The 18977-nt window shown below is 38.2% G+C and carries 20 protein-coding genes; 9 read left to right on the forward strand and 11 right to left on the reverse strand.

All coding sequences use genetic code 11. The features are described from left to right. Positions 1–98: 98 nt before the first annotated feature. Both ABJL82_RS02815 and acpS read right to left on the reverse strand, forming a co-directional pair. On the reverse strand, positions 99–1550 hold the full coding sequence (locus ABJL82_RS02815) for a radical SAM protein (RefSeq protein ID WP_347273192.1): 1452 nt from the start codon (positions 1548–1550) through the stop codon (positions 99–101). Positions 1551–1582: 32 nt separating this feature from the next. After that, positions 1583–1987 (reverse strand): holo-ACP synthase, encoded by a 405-nt coding sequence (acpS, locus tag ABJL82_RS02820; protein WP_347273193.1) that lies wholly within the window; start codon positions 1985–1987, stop codon positions 1583–1585. Positions 1988–2451: 464 nt separating this feature from the next. On the opposite strand from acpS, the gene ABJL82_RS02825 reads away from it, so the two are divergent. Then, positions 2452–3192 carry a phosphoadenylyl-sulfate reductase gene (locus ABJL82_RS02825; RefSeq protein WP_347273194.1) on the forward strand — a complete coding sequence of 247 codons (741 nt, stop codon included), beginning with the start codon at positions 2452–2454 and terminating at the stop codon, positions 3190–3192. A 32-nt stretch (positions 3193–3224) separates the two neighbouring features. Then, positions 3225–3689 carry a hypothetical protein gene (locus ABJL82_RS02830; protein ID WP_347273195.1) on the forward strand — a complete coding sequence of 155 codons (465 nt, stop codon included), beginning with the start codon at positions 3225–3227 and terminating at the stop codon, positions 3687–3689. 55 nt (positions 3690–3744) lie between these two features. On the opposite strand, the gene ABJL82_RS02835 is transcribed toward ABJL82_RS02830, so the two are convergent. Both ABJL82_RS02835 and ABJL82_RS02840 read right to left on the reverse strand, forming a co-directional pair. Continuing rightward, the gene (locus ABJL82_RS02835; protein WP_347273196.1) at positions 3745–5877 is read right to left on the reverse strand and encodes a sulfatase-like hydrolase/transferase; all 2133 of its coding nucleotides are present in this window, start codon (positions 5875–5877) and stop codon (positions 3745–3747) included. Positions 5878–5981: 104 nt separating this feature from the next. Beyond that, positions 5982–6335, reverse strand: coding sequence for a diacylglycerol kinase (locus ABJL82_RS02840; RefSeq protein ID WP_347273197.1), 354 nt, complete (start codon positions 6333–6335; stop codon positions 5982–5984). A 379-nt stretch (positions 6336–6714) separates the two neighbouring features. Here ABJL82_RS02840 and ABJL82_RS02845 point away from each other — a divergent pair, with 379 nt between their 5' ends. Further along, positions 6715–7017 (forward strand): hypothetical protein, encoded by a 303-nt coding sequence (locus ABJL82_RS02845; protein WP_347273198.1) that lies wholly within the window; start codon positions 6715–6717, stop codon positions 7015–7017. A 115-nt stretch (positions 7018–7132) separates the two neighbouring features. On the opposite strand, the gene ABJL82_RS02850 is transcribed toward ABJL82_RS02845, so the two are convergent. From ABJL82_RS02850 to ABJL82_RS02870, 5 genes are all read right to left on the reverse strand, one after another. Further along, on the reverse strand, positions 7133–7672 hold the full coding sequence (locus tag ABJL82_RS02850; protein ID WP_347273199.1) for a shikimate kinase: 540 nt from the start codon (positions 7670–7672) through the stop codon (positions 7133–7135). 97 nt (positions 7673–7769) lie between these two features. After that, entirely contained in the window at positions 7770–9254 is a 1485-nt protein-coding gene (locus tag ABJL82_RS02855) for a shikimate dehydrogenase (protein WP_347273200.1), read from the reverse strand. Positions 9255–9258: 4 nt separating this feature from the next. Continuing rightward, complete coding sequence (locus tag ABJL82_RS02860; protein WP_347273201.1) at positions 9259–10764, reverse strand: 2-isopropylmalate synthase; 1506 nt, start codon at positions 10762–10764, stop codon at positions 9259–9261. 105 nt (positions 10765–10869) lie between these two features. Beyond that, entirely contained in the window at positions 10870–11133 is a 264-nt protein-coding gene (locus ABJL82_RS02865) for a DNA helicase (RefSeq protein WP_347273202.1), read from the reverse strand. Beyond that, the gene (locus ABJL82_RS02870; protein ID WP_347273203.1) at positions 11130–11399 is read right to left on the reverse strand and encodes an AbrB/MazE/SpoVT family DNA-binding domain-containing protein; all 270 of its coding nucleotides are present in this window, start codon (positions 11397–11399) and stop codon (positions 11130–11132) included. Before ABJL82_RS02870 ends, ABJL82_RS02865 begins: the two co-directional genes overlap by 4 nt. Before the next feature lie 325 nt (positions 11400–11724). Between ABJL82_RS02870 and ABJL82_RS02875 the strand changes: the two genes are divergently transcribed. The 4 genes from ABJL82_RS02875 to cobM all read left to right on the forward strand — a co-directional run bounded on the left by ABJL82_RS02875 (position 11725) and on the right by cobM (position 15577). After that, positions 11725–13407, forward strand: a complete 1683-nt coding sequence (locus ABJL82_RS02875) for a tetratricopeptide repeat protein (RefSeq protein ID WP_347273204.1) — start codon at positions 11725–11727, stop codon at positions 13405–13407. A gap of 329 nt (positions 13408–13736) precedes the next feature. Further along, complete coding sequence (locus tag ABJL82_RS02880; protein WP_347273205.1) at positions 13737–14135, forward strand: carboxypeptidase-like regulatory domain-containing protein; 399 nt, start codon at positions 13737–13739, stop codon at positions 14133–14135. Positions 14136–14425: 290 nt separating this feature from the next. Continuing rightward, positions 14426–14791: a hypothetical protein gene (locus ABJL82_RS02885; RefSeq protein ID WP_347273206.1), complete on the forward strand. Its 366-nt coding sequence runs from the start codon at positions 14426–14428 to the stop codon at positions 14789–14791. Between the two features lie 54 nt (positions 14792–14845). After that, positions 14846–15577, forward strand: coding sequence for a precorrin-4 C(11)-methyltransferase (gene cobM / locus ABJL82_RS02890; protein ID WP_347273207.1), 732 nt, complete (start codon positions 14846–14848; stop codon positions 15575–15577). Between the two features lie 41 nt (positions 15578–15618). On the opposite strand, the gene ABJL82_RS02895 is transcribed toward cobM, so the two are convergent. Next, positions 15619–16092 carry a 23S rRNA (pseudouridine(1915)-N(3))-methyltransferase RlmH gene (locus tag ABJL82_RS02895; protein WP_347273208.1) on the reverse strand — a complete coding sequence of 158 codons (474 nt, stop codon included), beginning with the start codon at positions 16090–16092 and terminating at the stop codon, positions 15619–15621. Between the two features lie 122 nt (positions 16093–16214). Between ABJL82_RS02895 and ABJL82_RS02900 the strand changes: the two genes are divergently transcribed. After that, positions 16215–16850, forward strand: coding sequence for a radical SAM protein (locus tag ABJL82_RS02900; RefSeq protein ID WP_347273209.1), 636 nt, complete (start codon positions 16215–16217; stop codon positions 16848–16850). Between the two features lie 3 nt (positions 16851–16853). Then, positions 16854–17531 (forward strand): 7-cyano-7-deazaguanine synthase QueC, encoded by a 678-nt coding sequence (gene queC, locus ABJL82_RS02905; protein WP_347273210.1) that lies wholly within the window; start codon positions 16854–16856, stop codon positions 17529–17531. A gap of 53 nt (positions 17532–17584) precedes the next feature. Here queC and hemA read toward each other — a convergent pair whose 3' ends face one another. Continuing rightward, positions 17585–18892: a glutamyl-tRNA reductase gene (gene hemA, locus ABJL82_RS02910; RefSeq protein WP_347273211.1), complete on the reverse strand. Its 1308-nt coding sequence runs from the start codon at positions 18890–18892 to the stop codon at positions 17585–17587. Between the last annotated feature and the right edge of the window lie 85 nt (positions 18893–18977).

The following is an 18977-nucleotide window of genomic DNA, read 5'->3' on the forward strand; positions in this document are numbered from 1 at the left end:
TCATCTGAAATGCCCCTTTTTCTGGTTATTGGAATTTTTACATATCACCATCTTAACCAGTAAATTCGGGCATTTCAACCTACCTTACCTCTCTCGGCTTAAAAAATTACGCTTGAAGAAGGACTAAGGTAATATTTTAAGGCTGCCTCATAATCGCCTGAGTTCTGCAAATCTTTCAGATTTTGAATCAAATGCTGATACACATTTTGCCAGTCAAGATTCACGCGAAATGCAAACATAGCGGCATTCATATTATTATTCAACTCATCCTTGGCGCGGTGGAATCTCTTCCGCAACACCTCTGTGGCAAAAATCCTGTCATAGAGGTATTGAAATCCCTCGATCATTTCATCGAGGGTCAGTTTTTTCAATACATACGTCAGATGATGCGATGTGTAATATTTCCAATCTTCGGGAAAATGTGTACGAAAAAGCCTGTTTTCTCTGTTCAGGCGGTGATAAAGCGGTGTATTGATAAACGGGCAGAGTATGCCGCAAGTCATAATATCTATATGCGAATCAAGGATAAAATCGGCTACCCGTTCAAACGTACCGGAGGTATCGGCATCGTTTCCGAATACCATAGTTCCCCACACGGCAAGACCATGTTTTCTTATGTTAGCAATTGCCTCATAATAATTTTCTACGGATATTTTCAAATTCACATTTTTGTTCATAGACTTGAGAGATTCTTCCTCAATGGATTCTATGCCAATCAACACGCCAACGCATCCACTCTTCGCCATATATTCAAGCGTTTCGTCATCCTTATATATATTAAGTGAGGTAAAGCCGAACCAGTTTTGATAAATGCCTCTCTCTACCATACTTTTAAAAAGAGTGCGAACCCGTTCATTCGATTTCTTACTATGTCCGTAAAAATTTTCATCCGTCAGAATCAAACCGCGGTATTGCCCCTTTATAGATTCAAATTCATTCAATATATCGTCTATAGGCCGTTCCCTGTATTTTTGACCCTGAAATTGTGGGACGGAGCAAAATTCACATGCAAACGGACACCCTGCGGTGGTAATAATTCCCGAATACCGGTATTTATATTTATCCTTCAAAAACTTTCTATCCGGGCTTAAATTGCAGTAGATTTCCATAGGAGTAAGGCCGCCGTCATACCTTTTCCGGAGACATCCCTTTTCGAAATCATCAATAATGGTTGACCAAAGGGTGATTCCTTCTCTGATCACGACACTGTCAACATATTTTGCGGCCTCATCAGGATTGCTTGTGGCATGAATGCCTCCCATAATAACAGGAATTCCTCTTTTTCTGCAGGCTGTTGCTATTTTATACGCACGGTCTGCCTGATAACTTACTGAGGTAATCCCAACCAGATCGGCGCCCCCAAAGGTAATGTCGCCTGTATTTTCATCAATAGCATATTCCTGCGTTTCATCAATAATATCGACTTGCCAGTTGCCAGGCGTTAGCACTTTCAAATAACCAAGATTTACCGGCATTTGGTTTAATACTGAGACATTCTCCTCGCCAACGTTACCCATTGGATGTGGATTGATAAGTACAAGCTTTTTCATGCAATTACCCTTTTAATAATCGTTTACAATTTTTATACTGCGGCAGATACCACTCCTGGCACTAATAACACCTGTGCAATAGCGTATTCGTTACAATGTGACAATGAGACCTCGGCAGTATTAATATTCTTCTCTTCGACTAATTTTTTTACATTGCCATAAAAATTCAGATATGGCTTCCCTTTTTCATCATTTAACAACTCGACATCAGTCCATTTTATTTTACCTGTCCATCCGGTTCCTAAGGCTTTGAACATAGCTTCTTTCGTAGCGAAACGTGCCGCTAAATGTTGATGTCTGTTCTTTTTCTGTAAACAATACTCAAGTTCTTTAACCGTATAAATTTTATTTAAAAATCTTTCGTTGGAAAGACACAGCTTCTTTATACGATTTATTTCAACTATGTCAATGCCTATAAACATATAAATCCGAATCAACCAAAACTATCGTAACTCCTTATAAAATAAGTATCTAATATAATTTTTCGCATTGTACAGGCTAATAAATGTAAAGTCAACGACAATTTATTGTACGCGCAAAATTAACATATTTACAGACGATGTATCACCACATATAAATTACATTTTTGATGCACATCACAAAACCCATGATGCGTAATATCATCTTTGCTGTTAAGGCAATAAGCCCTTGTATATCAATAGCTGCATATTTACAAATCTTACCTTTTTGAGCAATCAGTCCTTATTGTTAAAATCTTTACGATTTTACAAAACACCTTACTTATTGCTTGACTCACTGTTAATTGATTAATAAACTGAGGTGAAATTTTCATTTTTCGACCATTACAAAAGGATTGCCCCAGGCATCTTTGTGGAATTTTAATTTTATTTTTACGATAAAACAACTTTTACGTAATTATACCGGGAGTTATGCAAAACGAATGGAACAAACAATACAACTGGATATTATCCCAGTTAATCAAAAACTGAGAGATTTTTCCGCCACGGAAAGAATACAATGGGCAGTTGACAATTTTGGAAGGGATGCAATTTTATTGAGCAGTATGCAAAAGACGGCTTCTGTGTTAATGCACTATTTTTATTCCCTGGGTCTAGAAAATTACATCTTATTTATCGATACGGGATACCACTTTACCGAAACATTACAACTCAGGGATGAATTCATTACACGATACAAATTAAACATGGTCACATTGTACCCTGATCTTACTATAGAGCAACAAGAAAAGCTGTATGGCAAGAAGTTGTATCAATATATTGACGGACAGAAAGAATGTTGTCGTTTAAGAAAAGAGGCGCCATATCTTAGTTACATGAAAAAAAATGGTTTGAGGTTGTCTATGGTTGGTCTGAGACAGACGGAAGGCGGAAAACGCTCGAAATTAGAGCCTTTATTGCGGGATCCGAGAATAGATGGTTATGCACTCCACCCGCTTTTTGACTGGTCGGATGAACAAATAGAATCCTACCTGCTTGAAAATGACGTACCGATTCATCCTTTACATAAAAAGAATTATCCCAGCATTGGTTGCGAGTGCTGCACAACACCCGTAAGGTCGGGAGAAAACCCAAGGGCAGGTCGCTGGAGGCACTTAAATGAATCATCTGACAATATTCCAAAATATTGCAATATTAACTTTTCCGATGGTTCGGGCATTTGACTTTATCCATTGTGGTATGATAGAATCCGGTCATGTATAGAACATTGGCGATATTTTTATGTTTATCAGTAGTTTTATTAAAGACTGCGCACGTTATTGCCGTTGAGGTTGAAGTTGCTCCAAGGATTACCGATAGGGAAATCACTGAAAGACTTACTCAACTTGAATACGGACAAAAAAATTTAGAAAAACAATTTGATGGCCTGCGTTCTGAGATGAACACAAGATTTGAATCTGTCGACAAGAGATTTGATGACCTACGTTCTGAGATTAACGCCAAATTCGCATCTGTAGACAAAAGGTTTGACATACTCCAGTGGATGTTTGGCCTCTTTATTACCATAAGCATTATAATTCTCGGATTTGTTCTAAGAATGTTATGGTTGATGCAAAAGAAGCAAACGATAATGGAATCAACACTTGAAAAACAAAAGGAAGTACTTGCCTGTATAAGAACTTTGATTGAAAAACTTATCCCGCCTAAGGGAATATTATAGAATCCACGATTAATATCATCATTTATCATCATTTATCATCCGTATCGTTTTTTGTTTAATATTCTATCCAATACTCCCAATTCCAGATTCTGTCATCTTTAATAAGTTCCGTGCTTTGCGAGTACACATCTGATACCATACTGTTGTACAATTCAAGCTGTTCTTTGTAACGAGAGTCTTCACATAGATTAAACTTTTCTTCCCTGTCGTTCTCAATATCATATAAATATTCTTTTTTTGAATCAAAATGAGTAAAATATTTATGATTTTCAAACCGGATTCCCGCTGACGCCCCACCATTCGCCGTTGCAAAAAATGCCCTCGCATCCCTATTCTTAAAACGCCTCAGAAGAGAATGTCCAATAAATGGATTTGGGATTTCTATGCCTAATCGGTCAAGGATTGTTGGCCCTATGTCTGCCAATTGTCTGACTTCGCTGATTTTTTGTCCGGGATCAATATTCCAGTTTTTCCCAATAAGAGCGACAGGTATCCATACTAGGTCTTCCCATAATATGTTTTGTTCTCTTTCCGGGTGGGGATAGAACCAATTAATGCCGTGGTCGCTCGTCACAATAATGATGGTATTTTCCAGTTTTTCACTTGATAATACCTTTTCTAAGAAATCGCCCAGTGCATCGTCAGAATATCTTGCAATATTTGATAATTGATTCTTCACATCGTGATGATCGTTCATTTCAAATTCCTTTTCCGGTAATTTAAAAGGATGATGCATGGAAAGTGTCGCAATTGTCATATAAAAAGGCCTCGGGTCATCACGGTTCTCCATAGCACTGTACGCAAATTCAAATAAATCCCTGTCTTTTAACCCCCAGTTAAACATTTCCATATCTTTTATTGGTGCATTTGTACGGTCGTACCTGGTTTCAAACCATCCGGCAAACCGGCTTAATTTGTTTGAAAACCCAATATTGCCTCCGTGAACATAAATCGTTTCATATCCCCTTCTTCTCAGGATTTCAGGAAAAGACAACAAATTCAAATCAATGTTATATTGGAATATCCATTCAGTTGAAAGACGGGGAAGTATGGAACAATATACCGAAATGAGAGACCATCTTGTCTGAACACCATTGCAATAAGCATTCGTGAAGAGTACTCCATTCTCTGTGCAAATGTCGCAAAACCTCGGTGTGGACGGCACAGAATAACCAATGCAATCTACATTAACTGCGCGCACACCTTCCCAATGAACAAATATAATGTTTGGCGGTTCGGCGTCACACCCGGAACAATCTTCATCAATTCCATTTCTCGGAATGTCATATGCTCCGGGATGAATATTCGGGTCATAATCGTTGCAATCATCTTTCAAGTCATAACCATCGCCATCTTTGTCTTCATTGCATACCGCCTCCGGCAATTTCCCAAGTTTACATAAATGGTGCAAGGTTGCCTTTAATAAAGGATAATCAGGGTCGGGATATATCCATGGCTGATTCTTTATACGGTCATCGTTAAGCGGAAGGGTATCTAATATTTTTTCAATACCCTTGGAATTCCTGCTCTTTATTTCATCTCCAAAAACAAGGTGTTTTACAAAGGCGATGTTATAATTTTCCGTCAAGTTGGTAATGAGCGCTGTTTTTAACGGAACAAATTGAACAACTATTCCAGCAACCAGAATAAAAAGAGAGATTGAGAATGAATAACGGGATAAAAACACCTTTTCAAATTGTTTTATTGAAATAACCAAACTAAAAAAAAGAAATATTCCTGGAAAAATAAGAAGTTCAAAAGCCATGCACAAAGGATGAGAAAATTCGAAAAATGAGCTTGAAATATGGCCTGTGTAATTGAGGAAACTAATATGAGTACTATTGAAATGAAAGCCAAAATATCGGAAGAACTCCACGTTGGCCATCATGATTGCAAGGAGTACGGAGAAAAATACTTTCAATGAAATCCCGAAAATTTTTATTACCTTATCAGGTATTATATCTGACACTTTGAACAGATATAAAAGCTGTATGGGGATAAGAACAGAACTGGCAAAAGCCCCGTCCCGCATAAAGCCAAGAATAAACGGATAGACCCCGCCGGTAAGTATCGTAGTATCCGCCGGCAACCCCCCCCGGTAAAAATACCAGGCCCGGGGCACGCTCATAAATATCCACAGGAGTATTATTGGCGTAACAAATGCTTTGTTGAAATAATGCCTTTTCATAATATGCATCAACGAAATTAAATAAGGATTAACATAAACGATGTTTATATAAAGTGGGTGAGGACGCAAATGTATTGATACTTATTTTCCCTCTCTGTTTACAGCTATAGAGCATATAACCATTGGTAAAAAGCAACCATCCATACAATAAACCAACTCACCAGGCTGAGGAAAACAGCGGCGCTCCCGCAGTCTTTTGCACGTTTTACTTTAACATTAAATTCGGGAGAAACAATATCGGCTATTAATTCCAGAGAAGTATTCAAAAGTTCAACAATAAGCACGATAATATTACAAACGATTAACAGAAGTTTCAAGCAGAGCGAAACCTTTATGTATAAAGCAAGAGGCAGCAATATACATGTAGCAATTATCTCTTGTCGAAAAGCATGTTCTGTGGAGAAGGTATCTTTTAATCCACAAAGAGAATACGTAAATGCCCACCATAAACGCTTCATATTTTGTACTTATTTATTTAAAGAAATTAAATAGATAATGCGAATTATTGAGTATGATATATTACCTATATGTCTATTTTTGTTAGAGATAAACGGGTTTCTCACTTTTTTGCTTTATATTAAAAAAGGGGGAACGCTTCAAATAAAAAAAATGCGCATATTTTTATTGTATGTTATGCATCAGTAAAACCAAGTGAAAAATATGTTGATTTTGGTAGTTAGTATCTATATACATATACATGTACAGGATTTTTCTTTTTACAAAAAGCTGCTTTTGTACAACAGATATAAGAATTATAAGCCAAGTGAGATATGATTATTTAAATTAATTGCGTTAAATGAGTAAATAATAATTTTCAGAGGCGGGAAAGAGGAAAATATGAACAAAAAAAACTCATCTGCATCAGGCGGGCAACAAAAAAAATCTACTTCGGGTAAAAAGTCTTCGACGAAAAGAAACGATATATCAAGTAATACGCCTCCGGAACCGAAACTGTCAAAATCTCCATTATTTGATAAAACGTCCGCCGTTACAATTTCAAATGCTATCGATTCCCTTCTGACCTTGGTCGAAAAGAACCCTTTGAAACTCGTTGATACAAATGCGAAAGGAAACGTCGTTAAATCTTGTGAAAAATTAATCAGGAAATTAGTTCAGGAAATAAACAGCACAAGGTCATAATTCATATTAAACAAAATTTATACGGTACATTTTCACATTAAATCAACGGGAAAGGTGTTATAGAATCAACACTGACAATATGAATTTCAATTTATTGTATTATTATAGAATGACATTACCCCATATCAAAATCTATCACACAATTTTCTATAAAAGACGCTATTTTACCTGCCGCTTCACCGATCGACGTCTTTGCCGTGTTTACAACAAAATCGGCCGTCTTATCATATAATGGTTTTCTTTTTTCCAAAAGATAACGTACCTCCTGATATTCCCCATAATTTGTCAGGCCAGGCCTTTTGGTGGTTGAGGTAATGTCTCCTTTTATTCGTTTATACAGAGTATCAACATCCGCTTCCAGAAGAATGGCAACACCGCACTTTTTCATCCTCTTTACATTTTCCTCTTTAAGAACCACTCCCCCGCCGGTGGCAATAACCGTGTTATTTTGCAAACACAATTCGGCAATTACGTCCGATTCTATTTCCCGGAATTTTCCTTCGCCGCCTTCTTCAAATATATCTTTTATGGTTTTTCCTTCTTTTTGCTCCAAATACTCGTCCGCATCAATATATTTCCTATTTAATCGTTGCGCGAGTATTTTGCCTACAGAAGTTTTTCCGGCGCCTCGAAAACCAATTAAAAAAATGTTCAATCGTGCTCCTCATAAATACGTTTATTATCAATGAACATTAAACAGACATCCATATTCCTTACATCAGTATGAAAAAACCCGGAATCAAACGTATTTGCTAGTCTATGTATGCAATATTTTCTATTATATCCAGAAGTGGTTCTGTATTAGTCCACAATCTAAACTGCGCTGCTGCCTGACGAATAAACATAGGCATCCCCCCCACCGTTTTACAACCTATTTCCTTTGCATCTTTTATTAATTTCGTCTCGGAGGGATTATAAATAGTGTCAAAAACAATCATATTTGGCTTCAAAAGTTTTCTATCAACGGGCGTCTCATTTATTGAGGGATACATACCCACCGGCGTTGCATTAATGAATATATCCGTTTCCAAATTTTGCAGATCGTTCTTATTGGTAAAGGAACAACCGACTTCGCCGGCAAGTGATTGCATACGTGTTTGATTTCTACTAACGAGTGTAATATCGGCGCCATACATTTTTAACCCAAAGGCAATCGCACGTGCAACGCCCCCTGCTCCAATAATAGTAACATGCTTGTTTTTAAAGCAAGCATCCGCTGCAGTATGGCCGGATACATTCGCAACCTCTGCGAGCACGGTAATGGCAGCTTCCAAATCAGTATTAAAACCTATCAAACGATTATTTTTATTTACCACAGTATTTACCGCACCAATCTTTTTGGCAATCGGATCCGTATCATCAAGGTAATTTATTATCGATTCTTTATGAGGAATAGTAACGCTGTACCCTGAAATATTTAATTTTTTAAATTCAGAAATAAATCTGCCAATTTCATCCACTTTAAAAGGAACATAAACACAATTCATGCCCATTTCTCTGAAAAGTGCATTATGAATCATGGGACTAATACTGTGAGATACAGGATTGCCAATTAAACCATAAACTGCGGTATGCTTGTTTTGGCTTTTAATATGATACATATTCAAAAGTTCTTCGATATTGATTTGGCCTGGAGCGGATTCTTTTCCTTTCTGAAGTGATGCAAAAGTCAGATAACTGCCAAATATTTTATATAATATACGGCTGATTATTCCGTATTCTCCCATACAGAATGAAATCATGGGTATTTTTGACTGCAGGAGAAGCTGGTATATTTTAATATTATCAGTTATTGAATTAGCATGGGTAACAATCTTTACAATATCCGCGCCACTCTGGCAAAGTTTATTGTATATTTCCGAAAGATTTTCAGGGGTTTCCTTGAAATTATGATAAGAGACAATTATTTTTGTTTTGCTGCCGGCAAACAGGGCATTTCCGTTTTTTTTAACGTTCCGGATGCTGTCATGTTCTATATCCACATAATCGGCTTGCAGTTGTATTGCCTGTTTCAGCAATTGGAGTCTTTCTTCTTCAGTCCCTCTGAATTTTCCCCCTTCCCGAACCGGCCGGTTTGTGACGACAACAGGCTTCGTACATTTTTCCAGTATTTGCCGTAAATTCAAATCATGAATGTAATCAATGCGCAACTCGACAGCATCGGCAATTTTTGATGCGCATTCCATGTCGCGGATGGCATCGTTATTATTATTTGCAACTATTGGTACACAGATCATGGGTTTATTTTGCAGCCACTTTATTTAATGCATTTAAATAGGCTTTTGCGCTCGCCTCAATGATGTCAGTGCTTACCGCACGGCCTTTCACATTCTTCCCGTGTATATCAACATTTACGTAAACCTCGCCCATGGCGTCCTTTCCACTGGTAATAGCCTGAATATGATAATCAAGCAACTTGCCTGAAATTCCCGTGGCGAGATCGATAGCCTTAAAAAGTGCGTCTATGGGGCCGTCGCCTATTGTCGCATTATCAGCCACACTTCCATCACTCAATCTGATCCGAACGCCTGCGGTTGGTACAACATTTGGCCCGCAGCTAATGCTTAAGCTTTCTAACTGGAAAATGTGAGGAATTTCCATCTTTTCCGTATCTATAATAGCTTCTATTTCTTCATCAAATATCTCTTTCTTCTTGTCAGCAAGCCGTTTGAATTCTTCAAAAGCCTTTTCAAATTCAATCTCCGTCAAATCATACCCTAATTCCTTAATTCTTTCTTTAAAAGCGTGTCTGCCTGATAATTTCCCCAACACGATTTTTGTTTTCTGGAGTCCAACATCTTCAGGATGCATAATTTCGTATGTGGTTCTCTCCTTGAGTACGCCATCCTGATGGACGCCAGATTGATGCGAGAACGCATTTTCGCCTACAATTGCCTTATTCCTCTGAACACGCATCCCAGTTAACACACTCACAAGCCGGCTTGAATTTGTTAATTCCCTTGTTTTGATGCGAGTTGAACAGCCATAGTAATCCTGACGTGTTTTTATAGCCATAACGACCTCTTCCAGAGCGGCATTCCCCGCCCGTTCCCCCAATCCATTAATGGTACATTCCACTTGTTTTGCGCCTGCTTTTACCGCCGCCAATGAATTAGCCACTGCCAAACCAAGATCATTATGACAATGTACGCTTAAAACAGCTTTGCTGATATTCTTTACCTTTTCTTTTAATCCGGTAATTATTGACGCATAATGTTCCGGCACTGCATAACCAACAGTATCGGGTATATTAACGGTTGTGGCGCCTGCTGCAATAACAGACTCAACGACCTGGGCAAGAAAATCCATCTCTGTACGGGAAGCATCCTCCGGAGAAAACTCTATATCCTCAACAAATTTTCGGGCATAAGTAACAGCCTTCACTGCCAAATTAATTATTTCATCTTTTGCTTTAAGCAATTTGTATTTTCTGTGAATCTCGGAAGTGGCGAGAAAAATATGAATCCGAGGCCTTTCCGCTTTTTCCAATGCCTTTGCCGCACTGTCTATATCCTTTTCCATTGCGCGGGCAAGTGCAGCAATGGAAACACCGCGAATTTCCTTTGCTATATTGCTCACGGACTGAAAATCGCCCGGAGACGCCATCGGAAATCCCGCTTCAATTACGTCAATATTTAACAATGCCAACTGTCGTGCTATCTGCAGCTTTTCCCCAATATCAAGACTGGCGCCTGGCGATTGTTCCCCATCACGCAAAGTTGTATCAAAAATAATGATATTATCCATAACTTCCTTTTGCCAATATAATTAAATGAGACCTTCAAAGTTTTTGTAACACTTTAGTTTTTTGTTTTTTACGCTATACATAGGATAAAAGACAAACCTTAATTATTAAAAATTATCAATCAATTTATGTGTCCCTATAAAATAAAGCTTGAAGACATTACCCTCTTGTTTAAAGACACAGCGATAGCCCTTATCCACATAAAATTTCCAGAAGTCCGTACCTTCAAGTTTGTGCATCTGTAATGAATTGTGCTTTGGATTGCCTTTCAGACAGGTTAATTGTTTCTTAAACTTCTTCTTTATCTCTTTAGGCAGGCTGTCGTACTGTGGGAAGAATTCGGGTTCTACGGCAATAAGATACTCGCTCACTCCTTTAGTTCCTTTATAAATTTATCTACCTTATACGTCTTGAAATTGCCCGTCTTAAAATTCTCATCAGCATTTTTAACCTTCTCCTGTACTTCGGGCGTCCAAAAATACGACTGTGAACGTGGGACGCTTACTACAGGCTCCAATACAATCCTGCCCCTGTCTATCTTATAAACCAGTCTGTCGCCCTCTTTGATATGCAAAAAATCCCTTATCTCCTTTGGTATTGCAATTTGCCCTTTAGATGATATTGTCAACACCTTCATATTCCCGTATCTCCAATTGTAAATTATATGATAAATGGTAAGAATATCTTACTATACTACCGTTTCCAATTCCACCATTACTTTTTATTTTATCCGGAAAGTCACAAGAAACAAAAACAGATACAAGCAAAAAAGTAAATGAATTTCCTTGAATGCCTTGTAAATACTGGTAATATTTAGAGCAAGGAACTGATAAAGCAGGGGTTGAAGATTTTCAACCACTGCCGGATCGCCCATGCGTTGAGATGTTTCATCCAAAAAAGTCGCCGAAGGCTTAATTTTATTTTTTACTTAAAAACCAATGATCATTAAGAAATATTTCTGGGTGGCTTACATTCTTCTTTTCTTCCCGATAGCATGCAGCTCTCCATACGATACTAAAGATAAAAAAAACATAAAAGGCGGATATATCGGTTCAATAACAGACAAATTGACCGGCGCATTGTCAGCAAAGGAACATAAAACTTTAGGTATTACCTACTTCAAAAAAGGCATGACCGAGGAAGCCATTGACGAATTCAATTTTGCATTACAGGGTATCCGGCAAGATGGAGAATTGCACCATTATTTAGGCAAGGCATACTTCGAAATTAATCAACTTAGTAAAGCAATGAATGAACTAAATAATGCTATCTCTTACTACGACAAATCTAACTTTAAAGGAAAAGCAGAGGCATACAGCGACCTAGGTCTTTTATACAAAAAGAAAAATGAATATACAGAGGCATTTTCCGCTTTAAAAGAGTGCCTGAAATTAAACCCTTCTATGGCGGAAGCATACTACACTATGGCACTTTTATACCTTGAAACAAACAAAATCAATGAGAGCTTTGACTATTTAAACAAAGCAATCAAGCTCGATTCAAACAATCCTGATTTTCATTTTAGCCTGGGATTTGCATTTTACAAAAAAAACATGCCGGAAAAAGCGCTTACAGAGTTTCAAAAAACACTTGAATTGAATCCCAGGGATGCTGAAGCACACAATTACTTGGGTATTATTTACTATGAGATGAACGAAATCGAAAAGGCCATCTCTGCACACCAAACTGCTGTAAAATTGAAAAATAATTACACAGACGCCTATAACAACCTGGGTATTGCACTCTTTGCACATAATAATTTAAACGAGGCAAAAGATGCTTTTGAAACCGCTCTGAAACTAAGAGCGGATTTTGCCGAAGCACACTATAACCTTGGATTAATTTTTAGTAAAGAAGGCAACTCAAAAGAAGCCATCGCATCGCTTGAAAAGGCAATAGCAATAAGCAATGCCATTGCCCCCGCACATTTTAAACTTGGAGAAATCTATACAGAAATTAACATGCCTGACAAAGCTTTATCCGCTTATGAAAGCGCCTTTTCCGATGACCCGTGGTATGAAGAAGCGTATTATAATTATGGTGAACTGGCCGCTGAAATTGGTGATGTAGACAAATCTATCCGTGCATGGAAAAAGACTATAGAAATAAATCCAGAAAACACAGACGCATACTTTAATCTGGGCGTTGCGCTTTATAATCAAGGAAAAATTGATAATGCTATTTCCATGTGGTCAAAGGTGCTTGAAACAAATCCTGATGACTATACTACATTGAATAATCTTGCGGACGTTTACGAATCCAAAGGTAATATTGACAAAGCGATAAAAACATGGGAAAAAATTATCGAAGGCTACCCGGTTAATTCATTGGTATATTACAAATTAGGAAATGCATATACAAAAAAGAATAAGTATACTTCTGCCCTTGCCTGTTGGGAACAATCGGTCATTATTGACCCGGATTTCGTGAATGCTTATTTCAATTTAGGGAAAACCTATAAAAAACTGGGGCGGCTCGATGAGGCAATTGAGGCATTTTCAAAAATAATTGATATAGACCCTGGTGATATTGACGCACACCACAATTTATGGCTCCTTTACAAAGAAAAAGGCATGGATCTGGAAGCTCAAACTGAACTGAGAATCTACAACAGGCTGAAATCATTTAGAGCGGAAGAAGAATGAGGCATTCATAGTCTTTTTTGGTCACAAATAGCCACAAAATCATACCTTAGACGGCATTCATTCCGTGTAGAACGAGAATTTCCCCCCCTAGCAGCCTGATCCGGACAAAGATTTCACGCCACTTCATTCCTCGAAATGACAATTACAGGTGAAACGCTTTTAACCTCTTTTTGTCTTGACTTATCTATTAGGGTTTATATAATACGCCGGATTTTTATTAAGGTGTTTAGTCGATAGTCCGATAATTCAAATCAGCCTTCGAATTAAACATATTATTCTACCATTTATACCTTCAATCTTTTTAACATAAAGCAAAGGAGAACAGTTCTATGAAAAAACGTAAATTTTTTTTTATTTTACCTATGGTTGGTGTATTGATTATATCGTTGGTGTTATCCCTCAAGGCAGGCACGGATGGAGAAAAGGAACTCACTAATAACGTTGAGAATGCTTGCAGTAAAAGGGGGTCTATTTATGGGACGGTAGTATATTTTCAATCCTGTTACATGTCATACATGCAGGCCGCTCAGGTACAATTGAAAGGAAAAAAAACAGGGGTGAAGGATGAGGTTAATACAGATCGAAACGGTAGATTTAAATTTGATGATTTGAAAGAAGATACTTATAAATTGACGGTGGAAAAGAAAAATTTTAAAAATTCAAGAGCTACCGTAAAATTGAAAAGCGGAAGGGCAAAATTTGCCGAAATAGAGATCGAAAAGAAGTAATAATAAATAACCACTGGATTTCATTTTACTGTTAAATAAAACGCATAAGTCTAATTTAAAATTAATAAATTGGCTTATGCGTTTTTTTGTAAGTATATATACCGGAAGTAATCATACCGAAGAAAGGAAATATAAAGAAGGCAGGCGCTTAAAATAAGGATTTTGTTGAAATCTTTACAGAAAAATGGGTATAAGAAAACATATTTATTGTATAATAGGGAAAATTTAATGGCAAATCATACCAGTATAAACAACAAAATACCCGGGAAAAGAGAGAAAAGGAGCAGGAAATGAATTGCAAAATTATTTTGTTTCTATTTTTATTGTTTACTATGCCAGTTAGTGCAAATGGACAATTTATCGATGTGGGATCTCAGCAGATCCGGTTAAAAGCAGGATTGCCCAGCGTTTTTACCATAAGCAATGTAAGACAAATCTCGGGTAGCGAAGGCGAAGCGGTGCTAAGTGTTACTATCACTTTAAAAAACGGAAGAGTGGAATCTGTTGGCAAAGACGGTGCGTATTGGATTATTACGGTAAGAAACAGCAGTAAATCTGCCTCTACCTATGTAATAAAAGATAGCCAATTTAAGATCGTGGGCGAGGAGTCAAAAAAAGTTATCGTGAACTCAATTCATTGGAAAGACGGAAACTGATAGAATACCGTTAATAGACCTTTAACCCTCCCCATTATAAACGGAGTTTTTCTCATGAAAGTATATTTTGTTGGCGCTGGACCAGGTGACAAAGATCTTATAACAGTAAAAGGTTTTAATATACTTAAAGGCGCAGAATATTGTATTTTCGCAGGATCACTGGTAAACGAGGAATTGCTATCTGCCTTGCCATCAAGCGCAAAAAAATACGATTCGTCTAAAATGAATCTGGAAAATATGAAGGAGGTCTTCAAAGAGGCAAAAATGGCAAACAAAGACCTCGTTCGTCTGCATTCCGGCGACCCCGCTATTTACGGTGCTATACAGGAACAAATGCGTGTGCTTGATGAACTAGGGATTTTATATGAAATTATTCCGGGGGTAAGTTCTTTCGTTGCCGCCTCCGCCGCATTGAAACAAGAATTAACGCTTCCAGGAGTCACCCAAACGATTGTAATTACACGAATGGAAGGCAACACTCCCATGCCGGAAAAAGAACACCTCAGCAAACTCGCGGCATCTACTCCTACACTGTGTATTTTTCTTAGCATTGAAAAATTATCTGAGATTGTAAAAATCCTCATTCCTCACTATGGAAAGGAATGTCCTATAGCAGTTGTCTATAAGGCATCATGGCCACAGCAGAAAATCATTCGCTCATGCTTATCGCACATTGATAAATTAGTAAAAGACGAGGCTATAACAAAAACAGCAATGATTATAGTAGGACACGTGCTAAACAAGGAATTTGAGCGATCAATACTTTATAGCGAAAAGGCTCGTTAGAAATAAAAACAGTAACAATACACATGGCATACATATCTCGATCATTCGTGATGATATTTTTCATTCCTGATAATGGTCATTGCCCTGTAGAGTTGCTCTACAAAAAACAGGCGCACCATCTGATGAGAAAACGTCATCTGTGATAATGATAACGTTAAATTTGCCCTTTTTTTTATCTGTGCTGCAATGCCGTATGCCCCGCCGGAGACAAATTTAACTGCCCTGACACCCGTATTCATCTTTTGCTGTAAAAAATCAGCAAATTCAACAGAAGTCAGTTCCCTGCCCTTTTCGTCCAACAGTACAACAAAGTCTGTTGGCGCCAGCAATTTTTCAAGAGCAATTGCTTCTTTTTCCTTCACATCTTCAGACGATTTACTGCTAACAGGTTTTACCGAAGAAATTTCTGCAATATTAAATGCGCAATAATGCTTTAGCCTGTTTGTATAAACAGATATCCCCCTCTTCATATAGTCATCTTCCGTTTTCCCTGTTACTATAAGTTCAATCTTCATGTGAATATCCGTAACCTCCCCTGCCATAAATCGTACATTTAATAACATCCGAATACGAAATGAAATAGTATCAATACCATTAATTACTTTGCAAGGATTTCTTTTGCTGATAAAATTATTGCATGTTAATTAATGAAATATTCAGGAGTATACAGGGAGAGACGTCTTTTACCGGCCTTCCGTTTGTTTTTGTCAGGTTAACCGGATGCAACTTGCGCTGCAGCTATTGTGACACACAATATGCATATGAAGAAGGGAATGAAATGTCAATTTCTTCCATCATTGACAAGGTTGATTCATTCGGATTGAAATCAGTGTGTGTTACCGGGGGAGAACCTCTGTCAAATCACAATACACCTGTATTAGCACGCGAATTACTTAACAGGAATTATACCGTTCTTGTTGAAACAAACGGCAGTTATGACGTCAGTGTTTTACCTGAGGGGACAATAAGGATTTTGGATGTAAAGTGTCCTGACAGCGGTATGAGCCATAAAATGTGCTGGCAAAATATCGCGTATTTGGCGAAAAGGGATGAGGTTAAATTTGTCCTGTCCTCCCGAAACGACTATGAATGGGCAAGCTCAATGATTACTAAATATCATCTAACCGAAATTGCCCATATTTTAATGCTCCCTGTTTACGGAATGATTCAGCCTTCTTTAATTGCTTCATGGATTTTAGAGGATCACATTAACGTGCGGTTGCAGCTTCAGATGCATAAGTATATTTGGGGGCCGGAAACAAGGGGCGTGTAAAAAATGAAAGGAAAAGATACTGCTATTGTGCTTGCCAGCGGTGGTTTAGATAGCTGCGTAACCGCTGCAATCGCAAACGAAACATATGATCTCGCATTATTACATATCAATTATGGACAAAGAACCGAATCAAAAGAACTTTCGGCATTCCATGAAATAGCCGCATATTACAAAGTCCCTGACAAACGAATTCTTATTGCAAATATCGATTATCTTAAAAAAATTGGCGGCTCAAGCCTTACGGACACAATGATACCTGTTCAAGAGGCAGAGCCTGACAGCAAAGAAGTGCCAACAACATACGTGCCATTCCGAAACACCCTCTTTCTTTCCGTAGCAGTTTCATGGGCGGAGGTTATCGGTGCTGAAAAGGTATTCATCGGCGCCGTTTCGCACGATACACCGGGCTACCCTGATTGCAAACCATTTTATTACGAAGTGTTTAACAAATTGATTGCTGCGGGAACGAAACCTGAAACCCGCATAACGGTGGAAACTCCACTTATTTTTAAAACGAAGGCAGAGATTGTAACATTGGGTATATCATTGAAAGCGCCGCTCCATCTTAGCTGGTCATGTTACAAAAACACTGATAAGGCTTGCGGTGTGTGCAATAGCTGTTATCTAAGACGAAAGGCATTCGGAGAATCCGGCTACAAAGACCCGGTTGAATATGCATAATACGCTGGCATTGTGAATACCTGCATGGGGTAGTACGTTTTTACCTGGTGATACTATGAGGCGGGGCTATTTTTGTTTGAATCTTCTGATGAATGGTGATGAAAGACGCCAAAGAGTTTTTTAATTGTCTCTACGTAACGGTATCCCCCTCCGTTTCTTGCTTCCTGTTTTGCTATCTTGGCTGGATGATGCAAGAGTTTATTGAGGGTTCTTTCCATAGTGTAAACCACCTGGTTCCATTCTTCATCATTAATATTCCTCAGTTTTGGTTTCAATCGGCTTAATTCATCTTTTCCGATGGTGTGAAAACTGTTTCTCAATAATGTTATCGCAGGTTCTATCTTTATTTGTTCAAGCTTTGCCATGAAGTGTTCCACTTCTTTTTCAATAATTGCCCGGCATTTTTCGATTTCGCGGGTTCTGTCGTCAAGGTTCTGGTTTACAACGGATTGAAGGTCATCAATATTATATAAATACACATTATCAATATTGCCAACAGACGGTTCTATGTCTCTGGGAACGGCAATATCGATAAGGAACATGGGGTTCCCCCTGCGGTGCTTTATTGCGTCTTTCACCTGGTCACTATGAATTACGTAATGCGGCGCTGAGGTGGAAGTAATAATAATATCCGCCTTTGAAAGGTAATCACCGAGCAATTCATATTTAATTGCCTCACCTTGAAACGCATCAGCAATTGCCTGTGCGCGTTCGAAGGTACGGTTTGCGACAATAATCGTTCGCGCCCCCTCTTCATAAAGATGTTTCAGCAAAAGTTCGCACATCTCACCAGCCCCTACCACTAATACCATTTTGCCGGCAAAATCCTGGAATATCTTTTCAGCAAATTCGACCGCAACAGAGCTGATGGAAACCTTGCCCTGACCTATGGAAGTATTGGTGTGTATCGTTTTGGAAATATTTAAAGCCTGCTGAAATAATTGATTGAGAATTTTCCCGGTTGATTGTTCCATGCTGGCAAGTGTGTATGCCTCTTTAACCTGTGAAAGGATTTGCGACTCACCGATTACCATAGAATCAATGCTGGAACTCACATGGAAGAGATGCATCACCGCACGGTCGTCTTTATAATGATACATATACTGGGAAAATTCATTTTTTTCGATTTTATGAAATTCAGCGAGGAACGAGAGGATATCTTCCAATTTCACCGCATCTGAAGCGGACGACGCATACATTTCTACGCGGTTACAGGTGGATAAAATAACAGCTTCTGACGAAGGATATTTTTGGGAAAATAAAGACAGTGCGTTTGAAACAGAATTATTATTAAATGCAAGCTTTTCCCTGATATCAACCGGAGCAGATTTATGATTTAATCCTACCACTAAAATACTCATGATTTTATTTAATCCTTATTGCAAATCAAAATAATAATAACTCTCACTTCCGCTCCTCAGTCTGCAATCCTCAATCCACAATCGG

This window comes from Candidatus Kuenenia sp. (genome assembly GCF_039794105.1).
Classification (GTDB): domain Bacteria; phylum Planctomycetota; class Brocadiia; order Brocadiales; family Brocadiaceae; genus Kuenenia.

Coding starts and splice junctions, on each gene's coding strand:
- ABJL82_RS02815 (WP_347273192.1), bottom strand. CDS start 1,550: ATGAAAAAGCTTGTACTTATCAATCCACATCCAATGGGTAACGTTGGC.
- ABJL82_RS02825 (WP_347273194.1), top strand. CDS start 2,452: ATGGAACAAACAATACAACTGGATATTATCCCAGTTAATCAAAAACTG.
- ABJL82_RS02830 (WP_347273195.1), top strand. CDS start 3,225: ATGTATAGAACATTGGCGATATTTTTATGTTTATCAGTAGTTTTATTA.
- ABJL82_RS02835 (WP_347273196.1), bottom strand. CDS start 5,877: ATGAAAAGGCATTATTTCAACAAAGCATTTGTTACGCCAATAATACTC.
- ABJL82_RS02840 (WP_347273197.1), bottom strand. CDS start 6,335: ATGAAGCGTTTATGGTGGGCATTTACGTATTCTCTTTGTGGATTAAAA.
- ABJL82_RS02845 (WP_347273198.1), top strand. CDS start 6,715: ATGAACAAAAAAAACTCATCTGCATCAGGCGGGCAACAAAAAAAATCT.
- ABJL82_RS02855 (WP_347273200.1), bottom strand. CDS start 9,254: ATGATCTGTGTACCAATAGTTGCAAATAATAATAACGATGCCATCCGC.
- ABJL82_RS02860 (WP_347273201.1), bottom strand. CDS start 10,764: ATGGATAATATCATTATTTTTGATACAACTTTGCGTGATGGGGAACAA.
- ABJL82_RS02870 (WP_347273203.1), bottom strand. CDS start 11,399: ATGAAGGTGTTGACAATATCATCTAAAGGGCAAATTGCAATACCAAAG.
- ABJL82_RS02880 (WP_347273205.1), top strand. CDS start 13,737: ATGAAAAAACGTAAATTTTTTTTTATTTTACCTATGGTTGGTGTATTG.
- ABJL82_RS02885 (WP_347273206.1), top strand. CDS start 14,426: ATGAATTGCAAAATTATTTTGTTTCTATTTTTATTGTTTACTATGCCA.
- cobM (WP_347273207.1), top strand. CDS start 14,846: ATGAAAGTATATTTTGTTGGCGCTGGACCAGGTGACAAAGATCTTATA.
- ABJL82_RS02895 (WP_347273208.1), bottom strand. CDS start 16,092: ATGAAGATTGAACTTATAGTAACAGGGAAAACGGAAGATGACTATATG.
- ABJL82_RS02900 (WP_347273209.1), top strand. CDS start 16,215: ATGTTAATTAATGAAATATTCAGGAGTATACAGGGAGAGACGTCTTTT.
- queC (WP_347273210.1), top strand. CDS start 16,854: ATGAAAGGAAAAGATACTGCTATTGTGCTTGCCAGCGGTGGTTTAGAT.
- hemA (WP_347273211.1), bottom strand. CDS start 18,892: ATGAGTATTTTAGTGGTAGGATTAAATCATAAATCTGCTCCGGTTGAT.